Source organism: Streptomyces sp. WZ.A104, from assembly GCF_002382885.1.
GTDB lineage: Bacteria > Actinomycetota > Actinomycetes > Streptomycetales > Streptomycetaceae > Streptomyces.
Window position 1 is genome coordinate 1 of record NZ_NWVL01000087.1, and the last position, 20,356, is coordinate 20,356.

The 20,356-nt window shown below is 72.0% G+C and carries 19 protein-coding genes; 7 read left to right on the forward strand and 12 right to left on the reverse strand.

What is annotated here, in order from left to right:
* Window positions 1-278: 278 nt before the first annotated feature.
* The 3 genes from CIB93_RS32040 to CIB93_RS32050 are packed head-to-tail and all read right to left on the reverse strand — an operon-like array spanning window position 279 to window position 2,337.
* The gene (locus CIB93_RS32040) at window positions 279-1,049 is read right to left on the reverse strand and encodes a 3-oxoacyl-ACP reductase family protein (RefSeq protein ID WP_096632011.1); all 771 of its coding nucleotides are present in this window, start codon (window positions 1,047-1,049) and stop codon (window positions 279-281) included.
* On the reverse strand, window positions 1,046-2,047 hold the full coding sequence (locus CIB93_RS32045) for a 3-oxoacyl-ACP synthase III family protein (protein WP_096632013.1): 1,002 nt from the start codon (window positions 2,045-2,047) through the stop codon (window positions 1,046-1,048). Before CIB93_RS32045 ends, CIB93_RS32040 begins: the two co-directional genes overlap by 4 nt.
* Window positions 2,048-2,061: 14 nt before the next feature.
* Window positions 2,062-2,337: a phosphopantetheine-binding protein gene (locus CIB93_RS32050; protein WP_096632014.1), complete on the reverse strand. Its 276-nt coding sequence runs from the start codon at window positions 2,335-2,337 to the stop codon at window positions 2,062-2,064.
* A 280-nt stretch (window positions 2,338-2,617) separates the two neighbouring features.
* On the opposite strand from CIB93_RS32050, the gene CIB93_RS32055 reads away from it, so the two are divergent.
* The gene (locus CIB93_RS32055; RefSeq protein ID WP_143660112.1) at window positions 2,618-4,597 is read left to right on the forward strand and encodes an AAA family ATPase; all 1,980 of its coding nucleotides are present in this window, start codon (window positions 2,618-2,620) and stop codon (window positions 4,595-4,597) included.
* Window positions 4,598-7,873: 3,276 nt separating this feature from the next.
* Here CIB93_RS32055 and CIB93_RS32065 read toward each other — a convergent pair.
* The 9 genes from CIB93_RS32065 to CIB93_RS32105 all read right to left on the reverse strand — a co-directional run bounded on the left by CIB93_RS32065 (window position 7,874) and on the right by CIB93_RS32105 (window position 15,395).
* Complete coding sequence (locus tag CIB93_RS32065; RefSeq protein WP_096632018.1) at window positions 7,874-8,590, reverse strand: indole-3-glycerol phosphate synthase; 717 nt, start codon at window positions 8,588-8,590, stop codon at window positions 7,874-7,876.
* Window positions 8,590-9,300 carry an N-(5'-phosphoribosyl)anthranilate isomerase gene (locus CIB93_RS32070; RefSeq protein WP_096632019.1) on the reverse strand — a complete coding sequence of 237 codons (711 nt, stop codon included), beginning with the start codon at window positions 9,298-9,300 and terminating at the stop codon, window positions 8,590-8,592. Before CIB93_RS32070 ends, CIB93_RS32065 begins: the two co-directional genes overlap by 1 nt.
* Window positions 9,297-10,433: an acyl-CoA dehydrogenase family protein gene (locus tag CIB93_RS32075; RefSeq protein WP_096632021.1), complete on the reverse strand. Its 1,137-nt coding sequence runs from the start codon at window positions 10,431-10,433 to the stop codon at window positions 9,297-9,299. The genes CIB93_RS32070 and CIB93_RS32075 overlap by 4 nt, the downstream gene beginning before the upstream one ends.
* A gap of 11 nt (window positions 10,434-10,444) precedes the next feature.
* A complete protein-coding gene (locus CIB93_RS32080) occupies window positions 10,445-10,819 on the reverse strand; it encodes an ectoine synthase (protein ID WP_096632022.1) in 375 nt (124 codons plus the stop codon).
* Between the two features lie 34 nt (window positions 10,820-10,853).
* Entirely contained in the window at window positions 10,854-11,651 is a 798-nt protein-coding gene (gene trpA / locus CIB93_RS32085; protein ID WP_096632024.1) for a tryptophan synthase subunit alpha, read from the reverse strand.
* Complete coding sequence (locus CIB93_RS32090; protein WP_096632025.1) at window positions 11,644-12,693, reverse strand: hypothetical protein; 1,050 nt, start codon at window positions 12,691-12,693, stop codon at window positions 11,644-11,646. Before CIB93_RS32090 ends, trpA begins: the two co-directional genes overlap by 8 nt.
* A 3-nt stretch (window positions 12,694-12,696) precedes the next feature.
* Entirely contained in the window at window positions 12,697-12,957 is a 261-nt protein-coding gene (locus tag CIB93_RS32095) for an acyl carrier protein (protein ID WP_096632027.1), read from the reverse strand.
* Window positions 12,954-14,474, reverse strand: coding sequence for an AMP-binding protein (locus CIB93_RS32100; RefSeq protein WP_096632029.1), 1,521 nt, complete (start codon window positions 14,472-14,474; stop codon window positions 12,954-12,956). The genes CIB93_RS32095 and CIB93_RS32100 overlap by 4 nt, the downstream gene beginning before the upstream one ends.
* An 87-nt stretch (window positions 14,475-14,561) precedes the next feature.
* Window positions 14,562-15,395, reverse strand: coding sequence for an NmrA family transcriptional regulator (locus CIB93_RS32105; RefSeq protein ID WP_096632030.1), 834 nt, complete (start codon window positions 15,393-15,395; stop codon window positions 14,562-14,564).
* An 82-nt stretch (window positions 15,396-15,477) separates the two neighbouring features.
* Between CIB93_RS32105 and CIB93_RS32110 the strand changes: the two genes are divergently transcribed.
* The 6 genes from CIB93_RS32110 to CIB93_RS32135 all read left to right on the forward strand — a co-directional run bounded on the left by CIB93_RS32110 (window position 15,478) and on the right by CIB93_RS32135 (window position 20,356).
* Window positions 15,478-16,419 carry an AraC family transcriptional regulator gene (locus CIB93_RS32110; RefSeq protein ID WP_096632032.1) on the forward strand — a complete coding sequence of 314 codons (942 nt, stop codon included), beginning with the start codon at window positions 15,478-15,480 and terminating at the stop codon, window positions 16,417-16,419.
* 60 nt (window positions 16,420-16,479) lie between these two features.
* Window positions 16,480-17,973 carry an FAD-binding protein gene (locus tag CIB93_RS32115; protein ID WP_096632034.1) on the forward strand — a complete coding sequence of 498 codons (1,494 nt, stop codon included), beginning with the start codon at window positions 16,480-16,482 and terminating at the stop codon, window positions 17,971-17,973.
* Window positions 17,974-18,017: 44 nt separating this feature from the next.
* Window positions 18,018-18,392, forward strand: coding sequence for an SgcJ/EcaC family oxidoreductase (locus CIB93_RS32120; protein WP_096632036.1), 375 nt, complete (start codon window positions 18,018-18,020; stop codon window positions 18,390-18,392).
* A gap of 12 nt (window positions 18,393-18,404) precedes the next feature.
* Window positions 18,405-18,833 (forward strand): thioesterase family protein, encoded by a 429-nt coding sequence (locus CIB93_RS32125; protein ID WP_096632037.1) that lies wholly within the window; start codon window positions 18,405-18,407, stop codon window positions 18,831-18,833.
* A 186-nt stretch (window positions 18,834-19,019) separates the two neighbouring features.
* Window positions 19,020-19,592: a DUF1772 domain-containing protein gene (locus CIB93_RS32130; RefSeq protein WP_096632039.1), complete on the forward strand. Its 573-nt coding sequence runs from the start codon at window positions 19,020-19,022 to the stop codon at window positions 19,590-19,592.
* Window positions 19,589-20,356 carry a 4'-phosphopantetheinyl transferase superfamily protein gene (locus tag CIB93_RS32135; protein WP_096632041.1) on the forward strand — a complete coding sequence of 256 codons (768 nt, stop codon included), beginning with the start codon at window positions 19,589-19,591 and terminating at the stop codon, window positions 20,354-20,356. The genes CIB93_RS32130 and CIB93_RS32135 overlap by 4 nt, the downstream gene beginning before the upstream one ends.

The following is a 20,356-nucleotide window of genomic DNA, read 5'->3' on the forward strand; positions in this document are numbered from 1 at the left end:
TGACGACCGCCCCGCGCACCGGCCCCGGGGCCGGACGCGGTGCCGGGGCCCCGGTGCGCAGCGCTTCGGCGACCTCGGCCCGGGCCGCGCGTTCGCCTGCCGCGTCCGCGCCCGCCCAGCACAGCAGCCGCGCCCCGTCGTGCGGGGTACCGGTGACTGCCATGTCGCTTACCTCCTGCCGCTGTTCTTCCACCGCTGTCGTCCCGGCGGTGTCCTCCCGGTTTCGGCGTCCCGGCGCTGTCCTGCCGGTGCTGTCCTCCCGTGCGGACCGCCGCGCCTCAGATGAGGGAGATCCCGCCGTCCACGCTGAGCACCTGGCCGGTGACGTAGTCGTTGTCCAGGAACACACCGATGCTGGGTGCGACCTCCTCGGGGGTGGTCAGCCGGGGCACCGGCAGGTTGGCGGCGAGGTTCTGACGGAACTTCTCGGTGGCGCCCGCCGTCATCCGCGTCTCCATGAATCCGGGCGAGACAGCGTTCACCGTCACTCCGCGCCGCCCGCACTCGGTGGCCAGGGTGCGCGTGAGGCCGATCACGCCCGCCTTGGAGGCGGCGTAGGCCGTCTGGCCGGACGTGGCGACCAGGGCCGACGGCGACACCACGTTGATGATCCGCCCCCAGCGCCGCCTGACCATGGACGGCAGCACGGCACGGCACACATGGAAGGTGCCCATCAGGTTGGTCTGGACGACCTGGGACCACACCTCGGGCGACTGGCTCATCAACAGCGCGTCCTTGCGGACCGCCGCGTTGCTGACGAGGATGTCGACCTCGCCCAGCTCCTCGACGACCCGGCGGTGCAGGGCGGTGACCGAGTCCCAGTCGCCGACGTCGGCCTGGACGACGATCGAGTCGTTCGCGAGGCTCTCGCTGACCTCGCGGGCCCCGTCCTCGGCGGTGTTGTAGTGGAGGGCGACGCGGCACCCCAGCCGGTCGAGCTCGACCGCCACGGCGGCGCCGAAACCTCCGGACGCGCCGGTCACCAGGGCGACCGGCTTCTCGGGGCGCTGCGCCGCGAAGGGGCGGGCGCTTGCGGTGGTTTCCGTCATGAGGCCCACTCCATCGGTTCGCCCGCGCCCCACTCGATCAGCGCGGTCAGCCACACCATGCCGGCGCCGAACGCCGCGAACATCACCCGATCGCCCTTCTGGATTCGCCCGGCGTCGAGCGCCTCGGCGAGGGCGATCGGCATCGACCCCGCTCCCGTGTTGCCGTAGTACTCGATGTTGGTGATCAGGCGCTCCCGGGGTACGCCGCTGCGCTCCAGGATCGAGTCGATGATGCGCAGGTTGGCCTGATGGGGCAGCAGGTGGTCGATATCGTCGGGCTTGAGGTCCGCCGCCTCCAGCGTCCGCTTCAACGAACCCACGGTGAAACGGACGGCGTTCAGGTAGATCTCGTTGCCCTTGATCTGCGCGTAGTGCTGCTTCTCGCGGAGCGTCGTGTCGCTCGTCGGCAGGCGGCTGCCACCGGCCGGGATCTTGAGGCTGTCGACCTTGCTCCCGTCACAGCCCATGTCCCACCCGCGCAGCCAGCTGCGATCGTGAGGTGCCAGGACGACCGCCCCGGCCCCGTCGCCGATCAGCACTCCCAGGTCCCGGTCCTCGGGGTTGACGACGAGCGAGTGCGTGTCGGTCCCGATCAGGAGGATCGGGCGGGGGTCGATCGCCATGAGCCCCGCCGCGACCACGAAGCCGTAGGCGAAGCTCGCGCATTCGGCGTTCACGTCGTGGGCGCCGCCGGCCGTGCCCAGTTCGCGCTGTACGAACGCGGAGGTGGCCGGCGAGAGCTGCTCGGGCGTACCCGAGGCGAGGATGAGGTGGGAGATCTGGTCGGGCCGCAGCCCGGCGTGTTCGAGCGCCCGCCGGCCGGCCTCGACGGCCAGCGACGCGGTGGTCTCGCCGGGCCCCACGACCCGCCGCTCGCGGATGCCGGTGCGCTGCACGATCCAGTCGTCGTCCAGGCCGAACCGCGCGGCGAGTGTGGCGTTGGTGAGTCGTCCCTCGGGCAGGTACTTGCCCCAGCCGATGATGCCGATGCCCGACATCCGTGGCTCCGGGGTCACTCGTCGCCGGCCGCGGAGGCGACCGGGACGCTGTCGTGGGCCGCCACCAACTGCTGGTGGATGGCGCGGAAGGTGACGGTGTCGTCGATGCTCTCGACGATCGTCTCGTCCACCCCCAGGTCCGGGTACCGCTCCTGCATGTCGTAGACCCACTCCATGAGGTCCAGTGAATCGACCCCCGAAGTGGTCAGTGGTGTGTCAGGGTCGAAGGCGTTGATCCGGCTCACGACCTTCAGCCGGTCGACGGACACCTCAAGCGTGGGAAGGTGCATGGCGCACTCCTGGTCATTGTGATCGGGCAGCGGGTCGCACAGTACGAAGGCCGGCGCAAACGCTTCGCAAGTCCATGAGCCCCGTCCGGCACCTCCGGCCGTCCGGCACGTCCGGTCGTCCCCCGGCGCTGATATGGCCGGGCATCGCTCCCGTAGGCGTGCAATACGGCCTGGAAGTACCACCTCGGTCCCACTTGCCGGGGATCGCCCCCCGGCACCCTGCTGGTACCGCCCCGCCGGAGGCTGGCACCACACAGGCACTCCAGGGGGATGGGGTTTCATGGACACCGAGATCAAGATTCTGGGGCCGATGGCCGTAAGACGCGCCGGCGCCGACTATCACCTTCAGAGCGCACAGGCCCGGGTGGCGTTGGCACGCCTCGTCCTCGCCGGGCCGGAGGGAGTGACGCGGGAGGAACTGGCCGACGTCATATGGCCGGGAGATCTCCCGCCCACCTGGGCGTCGGCCCTGCGGACACTGGTGAGTCGGCTGCGGGCGTTCATCGGGCCGTTGCAGGACGAGTCGAGCAACCCGCTGGTCAGGAGGAGCGGGCGCTACGTACTCACCCTGGACGAGGGGGTGCTGGTCGATGTGGAGGAAGCGACCCGGTCGGTGGCCGAGGCCCGCGAAGCGCTCGGCTCCGGTGACGTGACCACCGCCGCCCGGCTGGCCACGCAGGCAGCGGACCGGCTGCGCTCCCCGTTTCTGTCCGAGCACGAGGGCGACTGGGTCGCCGGGTGGCGCGAGCGGCTGACCGAGCACCTGGTCGCGGCCCTGGAGATCGCCGGGCGGGCGGCGATGGAGGCGGGGGACCACGGCCGGGCCGCGCTTCTCGCCGAGGAGGCGACGGACCGGGCCCCCGACCGCGAGAGCGCCTACCGCTGCCTGATGGCGGTGCGCGCGGCGATGGGGAACCGGGGTGAGGCCCTGCGGGCGTACCAGCGGCTGCGCTGGTACCTCGCCGAGGAGCTGGGCGCCGACCCGTCGCCCGAGACTGAGGCCGCCTATCTGGCGCTGCTCGGCCCGTCGTCGTCGCCGTCGGCCGCCCCCAGCGCCGGTGGCGTCGCCGGGCACCGGCCGGTTCCGTTCGTGGGGCGCGGGCGCGAGGTGGCGACCCTGACGGAGGCCTGGCACCGGGCCGTACGCGGACGGCGCCAATTCGTCCTGGTCACGGGCGAGTCGGGGATCGGCAAGACGCGTCTGCTGCGCGAGGCGGGGGCGACCATGGCCGCCGGTGGCGGGCTGCTGCTGGTCGGCCGGTGCGATGTGGACGCGACCGTCCCGTACCAGCCCCTCGTGGAAGCCCTGGACAGTTACGTCGCCGCCTCGCCCGACCATCCGCTCGACGCCGTCCCCCCCTCCGCCCGGGGGCCGCTGCGGCTGCTGCTTCCCTCGCTCGGGGGGCCGTGCCCGCCCGGTGAACTGCCCGAGCAGCCGGTCCTGTTCGCGGCGCTGATGCAGCTGTTGCTGGTGGCGGCGAGCGAGCGGCCCTGCGCCATCCTGATCGACGATGCCCACTGGGCCACCCCGCAGACGGTGTCGCTGCTCCGGCACCTGCTGCGTACGACCGCCGACGCCCGTCTGTGCGTCGTCGCCGCCGCCCGGAACGACCTGCCGGAATCGGTCCAGCGACGGAGGTGTTCCGGCCTGGACGAGGCGATGCTCCCGTTCGAGCACGTCGGCGACGCGACCGAAGTGGCCCTCGGCGGCCTCGATCTGGCCTCCACCCGGGCGCTCGTGCACGAGCTGTGGGCCGACGGGGGCGCCGACGCCACGGACAGCGACCCGGTCCGTCGGGCGTACTCCCGCAGCGGCGGGAACCCGTTCCTGCTCCTGGAGATGCTGCGGCACCGGACAGGTCTGAGCGTGGTCCCCCCGGCGGTCGCCCGGCTGGTGGCCGCCAAGCAGGCCGCCATCGGCGAGGACGCCGTCCGGCTGCTCCGGGTCGCGGCCGTCACCGGCCCGTCCGTCGCCTTCGACGTGGTGGCGGGCGCCGCCGGACTGGATGTGCTCGCGGCCCTGGACGCCCTTGAGTCGCTGCTGAGGATCGGGATTCTCGCCGAGGTGACCGCCGCGGGTTCCCGGGACCCCGACCGGTCGGCGGTCTACAGGTTCCGCCACGACGTCGTACGCCAGGCGGTCGAGGAGCAGGTGAGCCAGGCCCGGCGCCGCCATGTCGACTCCCGGCAGCGGGCGTTGGCCGGCCACCGTCAGGGCACCGGCCACCAACTCTCACGCGCCGGGATCGAACACCCGTAACAGCAGGGCGACCGCCCGTAACAGCACGGGATGCACAGGCGTCACAGCGCCGGGGCCGAACAGCCGTAACAGCAAGGGCGAATGGCCGTAACACCACGGGATGCGCGGGCGTCCCAGCCCCGCGCGAACGGCCGTGACAACAGGGGGCCGAGCGCCCGAACCGCACAAAGCCCGCGGCTGTGACAGCAGTCGTGGCCAACCCGTACAAAATCTCGGGCAGTTCCTTGGATCAGGACTTTGGCTTGATCACGGTTAGTTCGTGTTAGCTTACAATCCGATCACCCGGGCGTGATGGTGGGGGGCCCGTGGTCGCCGGTTCAGCTGGCATAAAAAGGGGACAGCCTCGTATGGCGCGCGTGCCTTTCGTCTCACGTCAGCGGCTGGTGGATGAGATTCTCAACGCGAGGAGCTCGGTCCTCATCGAGGCGGGCGGCGGGTTCGGCAAGAGCGTCCTGGTCAAACAGGTCCGCAGCCGTGCCGGTGGCGGCCTGGAGGTACGGCTGCCGCGCGACCATCCGGTCACCGTCGACGAGCTCACCACCACCGTCCTCGAAGCGGCCGGCCGGCCGACCGGCCGGCCGCGCACCCCGGCCATCGGCCTCACCGGCGGCATCGGCGAGCTGCTGGCCACACCGACCGGACCGGGCCTCCTGATCGTCGACAACGCCGAAGCGCTCACCGACGACGCCGCGGCCTGGCTGGCCGACCTCGCGCAGGACAGCAGGCCGTCGCTGCGCATCCTGGTCAGCAGCCGCTTGCTGCCCATGCCGCTCGCGGCCATGGAGTTCCGGGGCACCGCCGAACGCTTCAACACCCAGGACCTGCGCCTCGCACCGGAGGAGGCCGACGCCCTCGCCCGTATGGAGCTCGGCGACGAGGACGGCGAACGGCTCGCCACCACTCTCTACGACCTGTCGGGCGGCTGGGTGGCCCTGCTGGTCGTGATGCTGCGCCGGCTCGCCCGGGCATCCGACCGGATGGCGGCCGCCGCCGTGCTGCTCCGGCACCCCGGCCTGATCCGCCAGTTGATGGACCACTACGCCGCCGACCTGGACCCGACCGACCGTCACATGCTGGTCCAACTGGCTGCGTTCCCCCTGGTCAACGACATCCTCGTCGAAGGTCTCGGCCACCCGGGGCTGCTACGGCGCCTCATCCAGGCGGGCATTCCGTTCGCCGTCGGCGCCGACGGCTGGTCGCGGCTGTGCGACGAGTCGAGGGAGACGCTGGCCGCGCTCGCACCGCTCGAACCGGCCGTCGCCCGGAAGGCCGCCCCCCTGCTGACGTCCCAGGGCGCCGAACTGGCCGCGGCCAGTGTCCTGGTCGGCAGCGGCGACCCCGAGGAGGCGGCCACGCTCATCGCCAAACTGCCCACCTCACGTATCAACCAGCTCGACCCGTTCGAGTTCATCCACCTGATGGCCCGCCTCGGGCCCGCGGCCGATGCCGCACCCCAGGTTCTGCTGCACCTGGCCCGAACCCACCGCAACCTCGGCCAGCTCGCCGAGGAGCGCGAGGTCATCGGCCGGGCCCTGCGCGTCGTACGCGAGCGGAGCGCCGACGACGATCTCGCCGCCGAGGTCGAGAGCGACTGGCTGATCCAGCGGGCGCTGCTGCGCGACGCCGACGCGCTCACCCAGGTCGAGCGGCTCCTCGAAGGGACCGCCGAGGGCACCCGTGCCCAGGCCAGCCTGCTCGAAGCCCTGGGCGTGGCACTGTCCGACCGCCCCGACGGACCGAGCCTGCACCGGGCCGAGAACGCCATGCGCCAGGCGGCCATCACCTGGGGCGAGCTCGGCGAGCCCGCCCGGGTGGCGGCGGTCCAGCGGGGCCTCGCCACTCAGGTCCTGTCCGCCATGGGCAAGACCGGCGAGGGCGCCATGCTGCTGCGCAGGCTCGGCAGCAGCAGCGAGACGCAGTTCGACCGCATGCTGTGCCTGATCATGGAGGCCAGACTGCTGGCGCTCGGCGGCGAGGCCGGCCGGTCGCTCGCCCTTCTCGACGACGCCATCCGGCTCGCCGAGCTGCTGCGCATCGACTGGGTGGCAGGACACGCGGCCTGGACCCGCCTGATCGTGGCGGCCAACGACCACGACATGTCCGGGGTGCTGAAGCATCTGGCCCAGGCCGAGGCCCACCTGGGCCAGATGATGATCCACCACAGCGACGGTCTGCTGTTCCTCTGCGAGGCCGCCGACGCCTGCGCCGCGGTGGGGGCCGAGGCGGCTTCGGCCCGGCTGCTCACCGCCGCCCGCGAGCACCGTGTCGAGGACTCGGTGACCCTGGCGCTGACCGAGGCGTTCATCGGCGCCCGCCGGGGCGAGCCGGAGGCCGCCGACACCCTGCAACGCATGCTGGAGGACGGCGAGATCGCACCCTGCCTGCGCTGGAAGGCCGAACTGCTGACGGGTTACGCCCGCCACGCCGTCGGCCGCGTCGAGGACGCCGACCAGTGCCTTCAGATCGCCCTCGACCGGGCGGCCAGCCTCGGCCACCCCGACCTGCTCGACCGTCGTGAGCACTGCGTGGTCGACGTCCTGCGGTCGGCCATCCGGCTGCCCCCGGCCGCCCGGACCGGTGCCCCGGCGGGCGGCGGCCGCTACGAGGTGCGTGTCCTCGGCGGGTTCGAGGTCCGCCAGGGCCACACGGTGCTCCACGGGTCCGGCCGGGCCAGCGAACTGGTGAAGTACCTCGTACTGGCCGGCGGTTCCGTACGGGTCGAGAGCATGGTCGAGATGCTCTGGCCCAACGAGATGCCGGGAGTCGGCCAGCGGCGCCTCAAGAACGTCCTGACCCGGGCCCGCGCCACTTACGGCCCGCTCGTCAACCGCCGCGGGCAACTGCTGTGCCTGCCCTCGTGCAAGGTCGACCTGCACGCGTTCGAGGACCTGGCGCGGGCCGTCGCCGCCGCGCAGGACGACGAGCGCGTCTCGCGTGCGCGCGTCGCCGTGGCCGCCTTCACCGGGCCGCTGCTCCCCGACGACCTCTACGACAACCGCATCGCCCAGCGCCGCGAGGTCGTCCGCCAGCGGGTGCTGGGCCTGATCGACGTCGTCCTGATGGCCGCCCTGGAGGAGGACGACATGGAGGAGGCCATGGACCGCCTTGAGTCGGCCATGGAGCTGGACCCCTATGACCAGGAACGGCCCCTGCGGGTCGCCCGTGCCCTGATCGCGGGTCAGCGGTGCCTCGCGGCCAGTGACCTCGCCGCCCGGGTGATCGCCGCGGCCAACGAACTGGGGGTCCCCTATGCCGTGGAGTGGGACGAGCTGTCGCTCACCCCCCTCGACGCGGCGCGGGCGTCGTGCGACGCAGTTGATCGAGCTCCTCGCACCACGACTCCAGGTGGCCTGCCCGCAGCAGGTGGGTTCCGACCAGCAGCCCGGCGTAACCGGCACTGAGCAGTCCGGCCGCCGCCCGTGCGTCGTCGATACCGCTGGCGCTGACGGGGCACGGCGTCCCCGTCAGCCGCACGGCCGGCAGCAGCCGATGGCTGCGGTCCAGGTCGGCGTCCCCGCGCTCGCGGTTGCGGATGTCCCTGTTGTTGACGGCCACCACGCAGCCCTCGCCCGAGGGGAGGGCCTCGACCTCGGCGGGAGAGGCCACCTCGATGAACGGGGTGAGGCCGAGTGCGAGGGCGCGTTCGGCCAGCCGCGCCAGCGCCGCCCTCGGCAGCAGCGCCGCGGTGAGCAGCACCGCGGACGCCCCCAGGTCGCGGGCCGCCCGCAGCTGGCCCTCCTTGGTGATGAAGTCCTTCTGCAGAACGGGCAGTCCGGTGCACGTGACCACCTCGGCCAGCAGGTCGGCGTCGCCCCCGAACCAGCGGCCGGTGACGACCGAGAGGCAGGGGGCGCCGACGGCCTCGTAACGGGCCACGATCTCGGCCGGCGACCGGCCGCGGAACAGGTCCTCGCCGTTGGCCGAGCGGGGCTTGAGCTCCATGATCACGGGACGGTCGGCGCCCATCAGGGCGTCCGGGAACGCTGACGCCATCAGAGGGCCTCCTCGACTTCGGGGACAGCACGCCACGCGTGCCGGATGCCGCCGATGCTCTCGGCGCAGAACGCTCCCGTCCCGTTCCGTGCCGCCGTATCGACGTCGATGCCGGCGAAGCGGGGGTGGGAGGCGGCCTTCTCGTAGCGCGGGCGGTTGGCGGCCGAGATGCCCCCGGCGAGGAGGAACGGCCGCGTCACCGCCTCGGCCAGGTCGATCACCACGTCGGGGTCGAGCGACAGGCCGGTGCTCCCGACCCGCCCCTGCGCACTCGTGGCGTCGAACAGGAACAGGTCGGTCCCGGCCCGTTCGTACGAGGCCAGCAGCGGGCGCTCGGCGCAGGTGTCGCCGTTGACGTGGAGGACCTTGACCACAGTGGCCTCGGGCCGTCCCCGTTTGATGGCGGCCACCACGGCCGGTGGCTGGTAGCCGTGCAGCTGGAGCCACCGCACGCCCGCGGCGCGGGCGGCGTCCACGATGGCGGCCGGGTCCCGCAGGAAGGTGACCAGCATCGGTTCCGGTGCGGGCCGCGCCGCGGGCACCTCCACGGTGCGGCACGCCTCCGCCAGGTCCTCGAAGCGGCCGACGGGCAGGTCGGCGGGGCCACCGGGGACCCCGTGCCACAGGCCTATGAGGTCGGCGCCCGCGGCCCCGACCAGGGCGATCTCCTCGCGGCTGGTGGCGCCGCACACCTTGAGCAGCACGGTCACATCCCCAGCAGCGAGGAGATCCGGTTGTACTGGATCTCCGTCGTACCCGAATAGAGGGTGCTGCCCACGGCGTTGGCCAGCTCCCGGTCGAGGCCGTACTCCGACATGTAGCCGTTGCCGCCGAAGACCTGGATGGCCGCCAGCCCCGAGGCCACGTTGGCCTCGCTGGTCAGCAGCTTGCTGATCGCCACGTCCATCGTGACGTCCTCTCCGGCGACGAGCCGCTCGGCGGTGTCGTAGAGCCACCGGCGCGCCGTCTCCAGCCGGATGCGCATGTCGACCAGCTTGTGGGAGATCGCCTGGTACGAGCCGATCGGCTTGCCGAACTGCGTCCGCGTACGGGCGTATTCGAGGCAGCGGTCGAACCGGTGCTGCATCTCGCCGACGTTGATGATGAAGGAGCAGAGGATCTCCCACTTCATGACGTGTTCGAGCAGCAGATAGCCCCGCCCGATCCCGCCGATGGCCCGGTCCGCGGGCACCCGGCAGTCGTCGAAGTACAGCTCGCTCATCGGGGAGGACGTCAGGCCCATCTTCTTGAGCGGCCGGCCGGCCGAGAAGCCGGGGGTGTCCGTGTCGACCAGGAAGGCGGTGATGCCGAGGGGTCCGCCGCCGGGCCGGGTGCAGGCGTAGACGACGACCACGTCGGCCACGGGCCCGTTGGTCACGAAGCTCTTCGTGCCGTTGAGCACGAAGTGGTCGCCGTCGCGGACGGCGTTCGTCCGCATGCTCAGGGCGTCCGACCCGGTGTCGGGCTCGCTGATGGCGTGGGCGCCGATCAGGTCGCCCGAGCACAGCCGGGTCAGATACCGGTCCTTCTGCTCGTCGGTCCCGAAGTGCTGGAGCGGGACCCCGGTGCTGCACAGGGTGGTCGCGACGGAGAAGCTGAGTCCTCCGTCGCGGCACCCCTTGCCCAGGGCCTCCAGCACGAACATGGTGGTGAGCAGGTCGACTCCGGCCCCGCCCCGGGCGGGATCGAAGGGCAGGCCGAGCACGCCCGAGGAGCGGACCAGCTTCCACGCCTCCGGTGGCAGCCCGGTCTCGGCGGTGCCGGGTTCGACGTCGGCGAGGTCACGGCACCACAACTCCATGCCCTCGCGCAGCGCGAGCTGTTCTTCGTCCCAGGTACGCATGGCCTTGTCCCTCAGTAGGCGGAGGCGGAAGAGGCGTCGAGGCTGTGCTGCTCGTCGCCCCGGAGGGCGGGAGAGAACACGCACACGAGGCGCAGGTCGGTGTCGGGGTCGGCGATGAGGTAGTGGGCGTCGTGCTGGTCGAGCGAGTAGAGCGTGCCCGGGGTGATGCGGTACGACGTGCCGTCGAGGGCGACGACCTCGCCGGAGCCCTCTATGCAGTAGCAGGTCTCCAGGTGACGGCGGTACTCCAGCAGCGACTTCGTACCGGCGCGCACGATGGTGTCGGTGACGGAGTAGCCGACACCGTCGGCCTCCAGCAGGAAGCGGCGGCTGAGGCCGTTGCCCCAGTCCACGGTGGTGACGTTCTCCAGGTCTCGCACGATCATCGGATCGCTCCTCTCACAGGGGTGGGAAAATCGGTCACAGGGACGAACGGGAGTGGTGGGGACGGAGGCCGGTGACGAGGGCGCCGAGATCGGCGGCGACATCGCGGCCCGCGACGAGCGCTGCCTCGGCACAGGCGACGACGGGGCTGCCGACCACGGCGGCGTCCGCACCCGCCGCGTGCACCCGCTCGACGTCGGCCGCCGTGCGCACTCCGAACCCGGCGGCGATGGGCACGTCCGTCAGGGTCCGCAGGGCGTCGATGGGGGCGCGGAGCGCCCCTTGGTCGGGTGCCGGGCCGGAGCCGCTGGTGCCGTAGTGCGTCACCAGGTACACGTAGGCCGAGGCATGGGAGGCCGCCTCCGCCACGATCCCGGGGGCCGAGGTCGCGTAGCACGTGGTGACGACGGGCAGCCCGGCCGCACCGGCCCGGTCGTAGAAGTCCGGGCGGACCCGGGGCGGTGCTCCGTGGAGCAGCACCCCGGCCGCCCCGGATGCGGCGACGGCCGTGATGACCTGGGCCATCGAGCGGGGCCGGACGGTGTGCGCCCAGTCGGCGAGGACGACCACCCGCAGGTGGCGGTGGCGGCTGCGGGAGCGCTCCACGAAGGCGAGTGCGTCCTTGAGGTCGGTCCCGGCGGCGAGCGCCCGGTCGGCGGACCGGCGGATCACCGGCCCGTCGCTGATCGAGTCGGGGAACGGCACCCCCAGCTCCAGAACGTCGACCTCGTGCTCGTCCAGCATGTCGGCGACATCGTCGAGCACGTCGAACGGAGGGTCACCGGCGTTGAGGAACACGGCCAGGCCCGGCGGGCGGGGGAACAGGTCAGACATGGGATGTCCCCTCGCTCGTCAGGGATGACGGTGCCGGTGGAGCGGCCCGTACGGCGTCGACCAGGTCGCGCACCGCGCCGTCCCGCATCGCCGCCGTCGCCCGGGCCAGAGCGGGGCGCCACTCGGTCTCCCGCTCGGCCGCGATCAGCAGGGCCGCGGCGTTGAGGGCGACCGTCTGGGTGGCCACCTCGCCCGCCCGCCCGGACACGACGTCCAGGAAGTGGTCGACGACCCGTGCCGGGTCGGCCACCGGCGCCAGGTCCCCCAGACTCCCGCCGGCCGTACCCAGGTCGCGGGGGTTCAGCTGGAGATCGGGGACACCGGCGCCGGGGTGGAGAACGTTGCCGGCGAAGCCGATCAGTTCGTCGGCACCGATGTCGTTGGTGCACAGCCAGACCTCACGGTCCTCGACCGCCTCGGCCAGGGAGCGGGCCAGCGGCAGAAGTGCGGGGCTCGACAGGCCCGTGAGCTGGCGCGTTCCCGGCAGAGCCGGAAGGAAGGGGCCCAGCACGTTGAGCATCCGGCCGTAGGTCCGCATGGGCAGCGGCATGATGCGCCGGGCCAGTACGGTCAGCTCGACCGGGTAGACGAAGTAGCCGGCGAAGGCGATGCCGTGGAGGTCCAGGGAGGCCGCCGTCTCACCGTACGACTTCGTGAGCGGCACACCGAGCCGGTCGAGCAGGTCGATGGAGCCGTACGCGCTGGCGTGGGCCCGCGACCCGGTCTTCACGATACGGGCCCCGAGCGTGGCGGCGACGAAGGCGGCGGCGGTCGAGACGTTGAACGTCGATACCCCGCCGCCCGTGCCGACCACGTTGACCGCCCCGGGGAAGGGGACCACCGGCCCGGTGCGGCGCGCGCGCAGCGACCGCACCAGGTCGGTGAACGTCCGGGGGTCGACCTTGTCGATGTCGAGTGCACCCAGGAGCGCCGCGGGTTCGCCGGAGTCCAGCGTGTTGGCGCTCAGCTCGTCCCAGAACGACGACCACGTCGCGGTGTCGACCGGGCGGCCGGCCAGCAGGGCGGCGAATGCGTCGTGCACGGGTCAGCTCGCCTCGGCCGGCACCGACGCCCGCGCCAGGAAGGCGCCGATGGCGTCGATGGTGCGGAAGTTGTCCGGGTCCAGGGCCGCGTCGTCGACGGTGACGCCGAACTCGGTCTCGATCCAGGCGATGAGCTTGAGCAGCCCGAGGCTGTCGACGACGCCGTTGCTGAGCAGGTCGTAGTCGGTGGCGAGCTCCGATGCCTGGACATCGGGCAGGAACTCTTCGATCAGGAACGTCTTGACCTGGTTCTCGTGGTTCATCGTATGGATTCCTTTCGGGTGGCGGCCGCCCCGGAGTGGGGCGGGCGCTGGATGGGGCCGAGGGACTGGCGGTCGACCTTGCCGGTGGAGGTGCGGGGCAAGGGGGCCTCGGACAGACGGAGGGTCGACGGGATGGCCGCCGTGGGCAGGTGCTGGGCGCAGTGCTGGCGCAGACCGAGCGCCCCCACCGCCGCCCCGGGCACCCGGCGCAGGACGGCGTGCAGCACGTGGCCCGCGACCGGGTCCGGGACGGCGATGACCACGGCCTCGGCGACCTCGTCGTGATCGAGCAGCACCTGCTCGACGGCCGAGGTGTTCACCCGCGTACCGCGTACCTTGACCTGGTGGTCGTTGCGTCCCTCCAGGCGGAGGAGGCCGTCGCCGTCACGGCGCACGATGTCGCCGGTCCGGTAGAAGCGGGCTGCTGAGCCCGGAGGGCGGCCGACCGGGGCGTCCACGAAGGGGTTGGGCGCCTGCGGGTCGGCACCGAGGTAGCGGGCGGCCTGGAACGGCGTGGCGACGATCAGTTCGCCCCGGCCCGGCCCGGTGACCACGGCACCGGCATCGTCGAGGACGACCGCCTCGACGCCGGGCAGCGGCGTGCCGAGCGGAACACCGTCGGCCGGAATCGCGTTCCGGTCCACCTCGTGCAGGAAGCTGTCGTTCGTCTCGGTGCAGCCGTAGATGTTGTAGAAGCGGCTGTCGGGGAACACCTCGGGCAGCCGGGCCAGATACCGGGTGGGCATGTGGTCCCCGGTGAACATGGCGTGCCGGACCGACGGGAGCTTCCGGCCGGCGTCACCCGCGGCATCGACCAGCAGCTGGTACGTCATCGGCACGGTCTGGACGACCGTCACGGCGTTGTCGTCGATGGCGTCGAGCAGGTGGCGCCCGTTGGTGGCGGCGGCCGGGTCGACCAGGACGACCGTGCCGCCGTGGTGGAGCGTGGCCCACACGTCGAGGAAGCAGAGGTCGAAGTTGAGCGGGGCGTAGTTGAGAGTGGCGGCGCCCGGGCCCAGGTCGAACTGCACGGCGGCCCAGTCGGCGAAGCGCTCGACGGCGCCCGCGCTGAGCGGCACCAGTTTGGGCAGGCCCGTCGATCCCGACGTCGTGAGGACGAAGGCGATGTCGTCGGGGCCGTGGGGAGTTGCCGGGGCCGGGGCTGCGCCGGCGGGGGCGGAGCCGCCGTCATCGGCGTGGATGACGTGACGGCATCCCGCCCGGTCCAGCAGCCGTTGCATGGAGGCGGCGGGCAGTGTCGGTGAGGGCAGCACCACCGGGACACCCCGCCGCAGGCAGGCCAGCACCAGGGCGATGGTCCGGGGTGTCTTCGTGGCGGGCACGCCGACCGGCTCGCCGCCGGTCGTACCGAGCCGGTCGAGTCGGTGCGAGGCGTCGGCCACGAGGTCGGCGAGCTCACCGTAGGAGACGTGCCCGCCCTTCGCCACGAGGGCCGTGGCATCGGGGCGGGCATCGACCTGTTGGGCGAACGAGGTCCAGAGCCGGGTAAGTTTCATCTCCGGCATCGTGCGGGCGGCCCCGCAACATCAGCGCAAGGCCCGCCCCCGCCAACCGTGTTCGCCCGGCGGCATCACCGGTTCACGTCAGGCGGCGTCCCACACACCGGTGGGCGCGACCTCGGCCACCCAGTCCGCGAAGTCGCGGGGCTTGCGCCCCAGGGCGCGCTCGACGCCGTCGGCCAGGGAGCTGTTGCGGCCGTCGAAGAACTCGGAGATGAGCGTGGCCAGCGGCTCGGCGAAATCACGCGGGGCGCCGTCGGCGACGATGGCGTCGGCGAACTGCTCCCGGGTGATCGGCTGGTAGCGCAGGGAGCGACCGGTCGCGCGGGCGATCTCCTCGACACCTTCGGCGAAGGTCCACAGCCGGGGACCCGTCAGCTCGTAGCGCTCGCCCACGTGGCCGTCCTCGGTGAGGGCCGCCACCGCGACATCGGCGATGTCGTTGGCGTCGACGTACGGGTCGGAGTTGTCACCGGCGGGCAGGGCCAGCACGCCCTGGCGCAGGGGCTCCAGGAAGACGCCCTCGTCGAAGTTCTGGTTGAACGAGGCCGGGGCGACGATCGTCCACTCGACCGGGAGGCTCGTCACGGCGTCCTCACACCGGACGGCTTCCTCCTGGTTGCGGGCGGACAGCAGGACCAGGCGCCGGACACCGGCGTCGACCGCCAGCTTGGCCACGGCGCCGATGGCGTCGCCCGCGCCGGGCCATTCGACCTCGGGGTAGTACATCAGGTAGGCGGACTGGACGCCGGTGACGGCGTCGGCCCAGGTCGAGGGGTCCTCCCAGTCGAACGGGGGCTTCCCGGCGCGGGAGCCGACCCGCACGTTCACACCGCGATCGATCAGCTTCTTCGTGACTCGGCGGCCGACCCGGCCGGTGCCGCCGAGAACCAACGTCGTGTGCTCGTTTGTCGTCATGCAAGCAGTCTGAACGGCAGCAATCTGGACGGTCCATGGTTGAGATGCCTAGATGCATGTCCAGTCGTCTAATGTTGGGCGGGTGGACGCACTCGCAGGATTACTCGAAGGGCCGCGGGCCAGCGGCGCATTCCTCCTCCGCATCGTGCTGGACCCCCCCTGGTCGATCCGGGTCCAGGACAAGTCACCGCTCTGCCTCGCCGTCATGCTCAGCGGCGAGGCACACGTCGAGCCCGACCACGGCGAGCCGGTGCGGCTGCGCCCGGGTGACGTCGCCATCGTCCGCGGGCCGGACCCCTACGTGATGAGCGACCAGCCGGCGACCCCGCCGCAGGTCATCGTCCATCCCGGCCAGCAGTGCGTCACGCCCGAGGGCGTCGAGCTGCGCGAACGGATGTCGCTGGGCGTACGCACCTGGGGCAGCAACCCCGACGGGCCGGTGCAGATGCTGCTCGGCGTGTACGAGGAGGTCGGCGCCGTGGGGCAGCGCCTCCTCGACGTACTGCCGCCGCTGCTGGTCGTCTCCGCCGACACCTGGGACTCGCCCCTCATCCCCGTACTGGCGGGCGAGGTCACCAAACAGGGGCCCGCCCAGGGCGTCGTCCTCGACCGTCTCCTGGACACCCTGCTCATCTCCGTACTGCGGGCGTGGTTCGACCGGCCCGAGACCGAGGCCCCTGCCTGGTACCGGGCCCACGCCCACCCGGTGGCCGGCGAGGCACTGCGCCTGTTCCACCAGGACCCGGCGAACGACTGGTCGCTCGAACGGCTCGCCGCCGAGGTCGGCGTGTCCCGGGCCAAGCTGGCCCAGTGCTTCCGCAGCACCGTCGGCACACCCCCGATGACCTACCTGACCGAATGGCGTCTGGCCCTGGCCGCGGACCTGCTGCGCCAGTCCGATGCCACCCTCAACACCGTGGCCCGGCAGGTCGGTTACGGCACCGGGTTCGCTCTCAGCTCGGCGTTCAAGCGGGTGTACGGCATCAGCCCGCAGGAGCACCGCAGCGCCGCACCCGCGCACTGAGCGTGCGGGGCGGGCGGCCGCCTTGCGTTCTCCTTGCGCCCACGGGCGTACCAACAAGGCATGCATACCGAGCTCTCACGCCGGAAGATCCTGTCCGGCCTGGTCGTCGGAGCGGGCGCCGCGGTCCTGGGGTGGGACCCCCAGGCCCGCGCGTGGGCCACCGCCCCCGGTTCGACGTCAGGCATCCACCAGGTACCCGCCCTCGACGGCACGCTCGTCCTCCCCGCCGATCCGTCGGCGTTCACCGAGGACTTCGGCCACATGTTCACCCGCCGCCCCCGAGCAGTCCTGACCCCGGGCTCGGTGAACGACGTCCGCAAGATCGTCCGCTACGCCCACGACCACCGGATACCCGTGGCCGTCAACGGCCAGAGCGGGACCGGCGCCGACGACCGCGAGTCTCACTCGCACTACGGCCAGGCCCTGGTCGAGGGCGGCATCGCCATCGACCCCAAGCCGCTCGGCGAGGTGCACAGCATCTCGCGGGGCATCGCCGACGTCGACGCAGGTGTCACCTGGTCGACACTGGCGCTGAAAGCGCTCGACTCCGGCCAGACGCTGCCCGTCTACAACGACTTCGCCCACCTGTCGATCGGCGGAACGCTGAGCGTCGGCGGCCTCGGCGGCACCAGCCAGCGCCACGGCTCGCAGGCCGACACCGTGGAGTGGCTCCAGGTCGTCACGGGCACCGGCCATCTGGTCACCTGCTCCCGCACGTACCACCGTGCGCTGTTCGAGGCCGTCCTCGTGGGCGGCGGCCAGTACGGCATCATCGTGCGGGCCGGCGTCAGGCTGGTCCCGGCGGAGACACACGTCCGCTCGCTGGAGTTCACCTACACCGACCGGGCGGCCTTCCTGCGGGACTCGCTGACCGTCATGCGGACCGGCGTGGTCAGCGACCAGAACGGCTACGCCGACCCCAAGCCCGGTGGCGGCTGGACCTACCGGCTCGCGCTCGGCATCTTCTACTCGGCGCCCGATCAGCCGGACGTCGCCGGACTGCAGTCCGTGCTCTCGCCCCAGGCGACCGCGGGCCCGACGGCCGACCTGTCGTTCCGCGACTGGCTGCTGCGATTCGACCCGAACTGGGCGGCCCTCAAGGAGGCCGGGTTCTGGGGCAGCAAGAAGCCGTGGCTCATGATGTTCGTCGGTACCGACAAGACCCCCGCCTACCTCGACACCGTGCTCGGCGAACTGACGGCGACCCAGATGGGCCCCGGCCCCGTCCGCATCTCGCCGATGAGCCCCCGGCCGCTCACCCGGCCCAACTTCGTCCTGCCCAGGTGCACGACGAACGCCTTCTTCGAGGTCAGCCTCATCCGGATACCGGCCCCGAACCACCCGGACGTCCCCGGCCTGCTGGCGCAGAACCGCCGCTTCTACGACCGCGCCGTCGAACTCGGGGCCAAGCGCTATCTCGTCGGCGCGGTGCCCTCGATGACCCGTGCCGACTGGCAGGCGCACTACGGGAGGCGCTGGAGCCAGCTCACCTACCTGAAGCGCCAGTACGACCCCGCCGGGATCCTCACGCCGGGCCAGGGCATCTTCGGCTGACCGCTCCCCGAGCCCGCCCTGTACCTCCAGTAAGGAGACCTCGCATGCCGGCACAGCGCCCGGAAGACATACCCGGCCTCATCGCCGCGGCCTTCAACGCCAACGACGCACAGGCCATGCTGGACCTGTTCGAGCCGGACGGCATTCTCGTCACCCCGCCGGACGGCACCCATGAGGTGGGGCTCGAAGCCGTCGCCGCCTCCCTCAAGAAGATGTTCGGCGTCATCACGGGAGCCGACATCACCGTGACCAGCGTGCTGCGATCCGGCGGCATCGCGATGACGCACGCCGACTGGCACCTCGTGGGGACGGACGAGACCGGCACGCCGGTCGACCTCCGGGGAAAGGGCACCGTGGTCTCGCGCGAGCAGCCCGACGGCACCTGGCGGATCCTCTTCGACGATCCGGTCGGGGCCTGAGGAGGAGTGGGCATGGAGAATCCGTTCAGCGTCCGTATCCAGGCACGGGCCTACGAGCTCGACCGGCAGGGCCACCTCAACCAGGCCGTGTACATGCAGTACGCGGAGCACGCCCGCTGGCAGTTCCTGCAAGCCGCCGGCCTCACCCCGGACGTCCTGGGTGAGGCCGGCATCGGCCCCGTACTCCTCAAGGCCACCATCCGGTTCCAGCGCGAGCTGCGGGCCGGGGACGAGGTCGACGTGGGCTGCGCCATCACCGGTGGGCAGGGCAAGCTCCTCGAACTCACGCAGCGCTTCCACACCCCCGACGGAATCTCCGTCGCCCGGGTCGAGGGAGTGATCGGCCTGCTCGACCTGGAAACGCGCCGCTTGCTTCCCGACCCGGGCAGCAAGCTGCGCGAACTGGCCAAGCAGCCCGACCTGCTCGGGCCGGCCACCTGAGCGACCACGGGTGAGCCTTGGCGACCACGCCAGGAGACGGCAGACGTGGGGCACGGCTCCCGGAGAACGCCCGCGACGGGCCGACCGGAGGCCGTGCCCCGCAGACCGTCGGGGCCCGAGGCCGTGCCCCGCAGACCGTCGAGCACGCCGCCAAGCACACCTTCGAGAACACAAAGGAGACGCAGCATGAGAGGCCTCCAGACCGGCGCTCTGCTCGCCGCCACTCTCTCCACCGGACTGATGGCCGGACTGTTCGCGGCCTTCGCCTACGGGGTCATGCCCGGCCTGGCCAGGTCGTCCGACCGCACGCTCATCGAGACGATGCAGACCATCAACATGGCCATCCTCAACCCGGTCTTCATCCTCCCCTTCCTCGGATCGATCCCCCTCCTCGGCCTGTCCGTGTATCTGGCCCGCCAGGGCCACGGCCGGCTCGCGCTGTCCTGGCTGGTCGCAGCCCTGGTCCTGTACGTGGTGGCGTTCCTGGTCACCCTCGGCGCCAGCGCCCCCCTGAACCTTCAGCTCGCGAACGCGGGCGCCCCCGACGACATCAAGGACCTGGCCGCCGTCCGCGCGGACTTCGAGACGAAGTGGGTGGTCTGGAACATCGTCCGCGCCCTCCTCCACACCGCGGCGTTCGCCTGCCTGCTCTGGGCGCTGGTCGTGTACGGAGGCCAGCGGTCGCAGGAGACCGGCGGCCTCGACGCACCCGACCGCCCGACCAGCGTCCACCCGAGCGTGGAGGGAACCAGGACGTGATCCCGCTCGCCTCCCCGCCGTATGACGGACACCGGCTCGCCGCACCCCGCGTCCCGGGAGTGATGACCGTGATGGGCCGGGTTCACCCTCCGGACGGCGCGGAGGCCCCCGCCGAGGACACCTGGCGGGCCGTGCTGTCGCACGACGAACTGCGCCGGGCCGACGCCTTCGCTCTCGACACGGACCGGCAGGCGTTCCAGTACACCCGGTGGCTGCTGCGTACCGAGCTTTCCCGGCGTGCCCCCGTCGCGCCGGGGGAGTGGGAGTTCGTCTTCTCACCGATCGGCAAACCCGCGATCCACCCCCGGTTCGCGTCGGACATCGAGTTCAGCCTGTCGCACTCGGGCGGCGTGTGCCTGATCGGCCTCACCCGCGGTCGGACGGTCGGCGTCGACGTCCAGCTCTGCGCCGCCCTGGACGACCCGGAGAGTGTCCGGCGCATCGTCACGAGATGCCTCTCACCGGAGGAACGCGCCGACGTGGAACCACTGGCCGGCCGCAAGCGGCGGGACGCCGTCGTACAGCTGTGGGCCGTGAAGGAGGCGTACGCCAAGGCAGTCGGCCTCGGCGTACGCCTGCCGTTCCGGCAGATCGCCCTGGGCCCGGACGGCCGCGGCGGACTCGCACTGCGCCCGACCCCGCACGTCCCCGACCCCGACCCCGACCACTGGACCTGCCACGCACCGCAGGCGCCGCCGGGCTTCCGCATCGGCGTCTGCGTGGCAGCCCCCGCGGCACCCACGGCGACGGCCCGGAACCAGTGA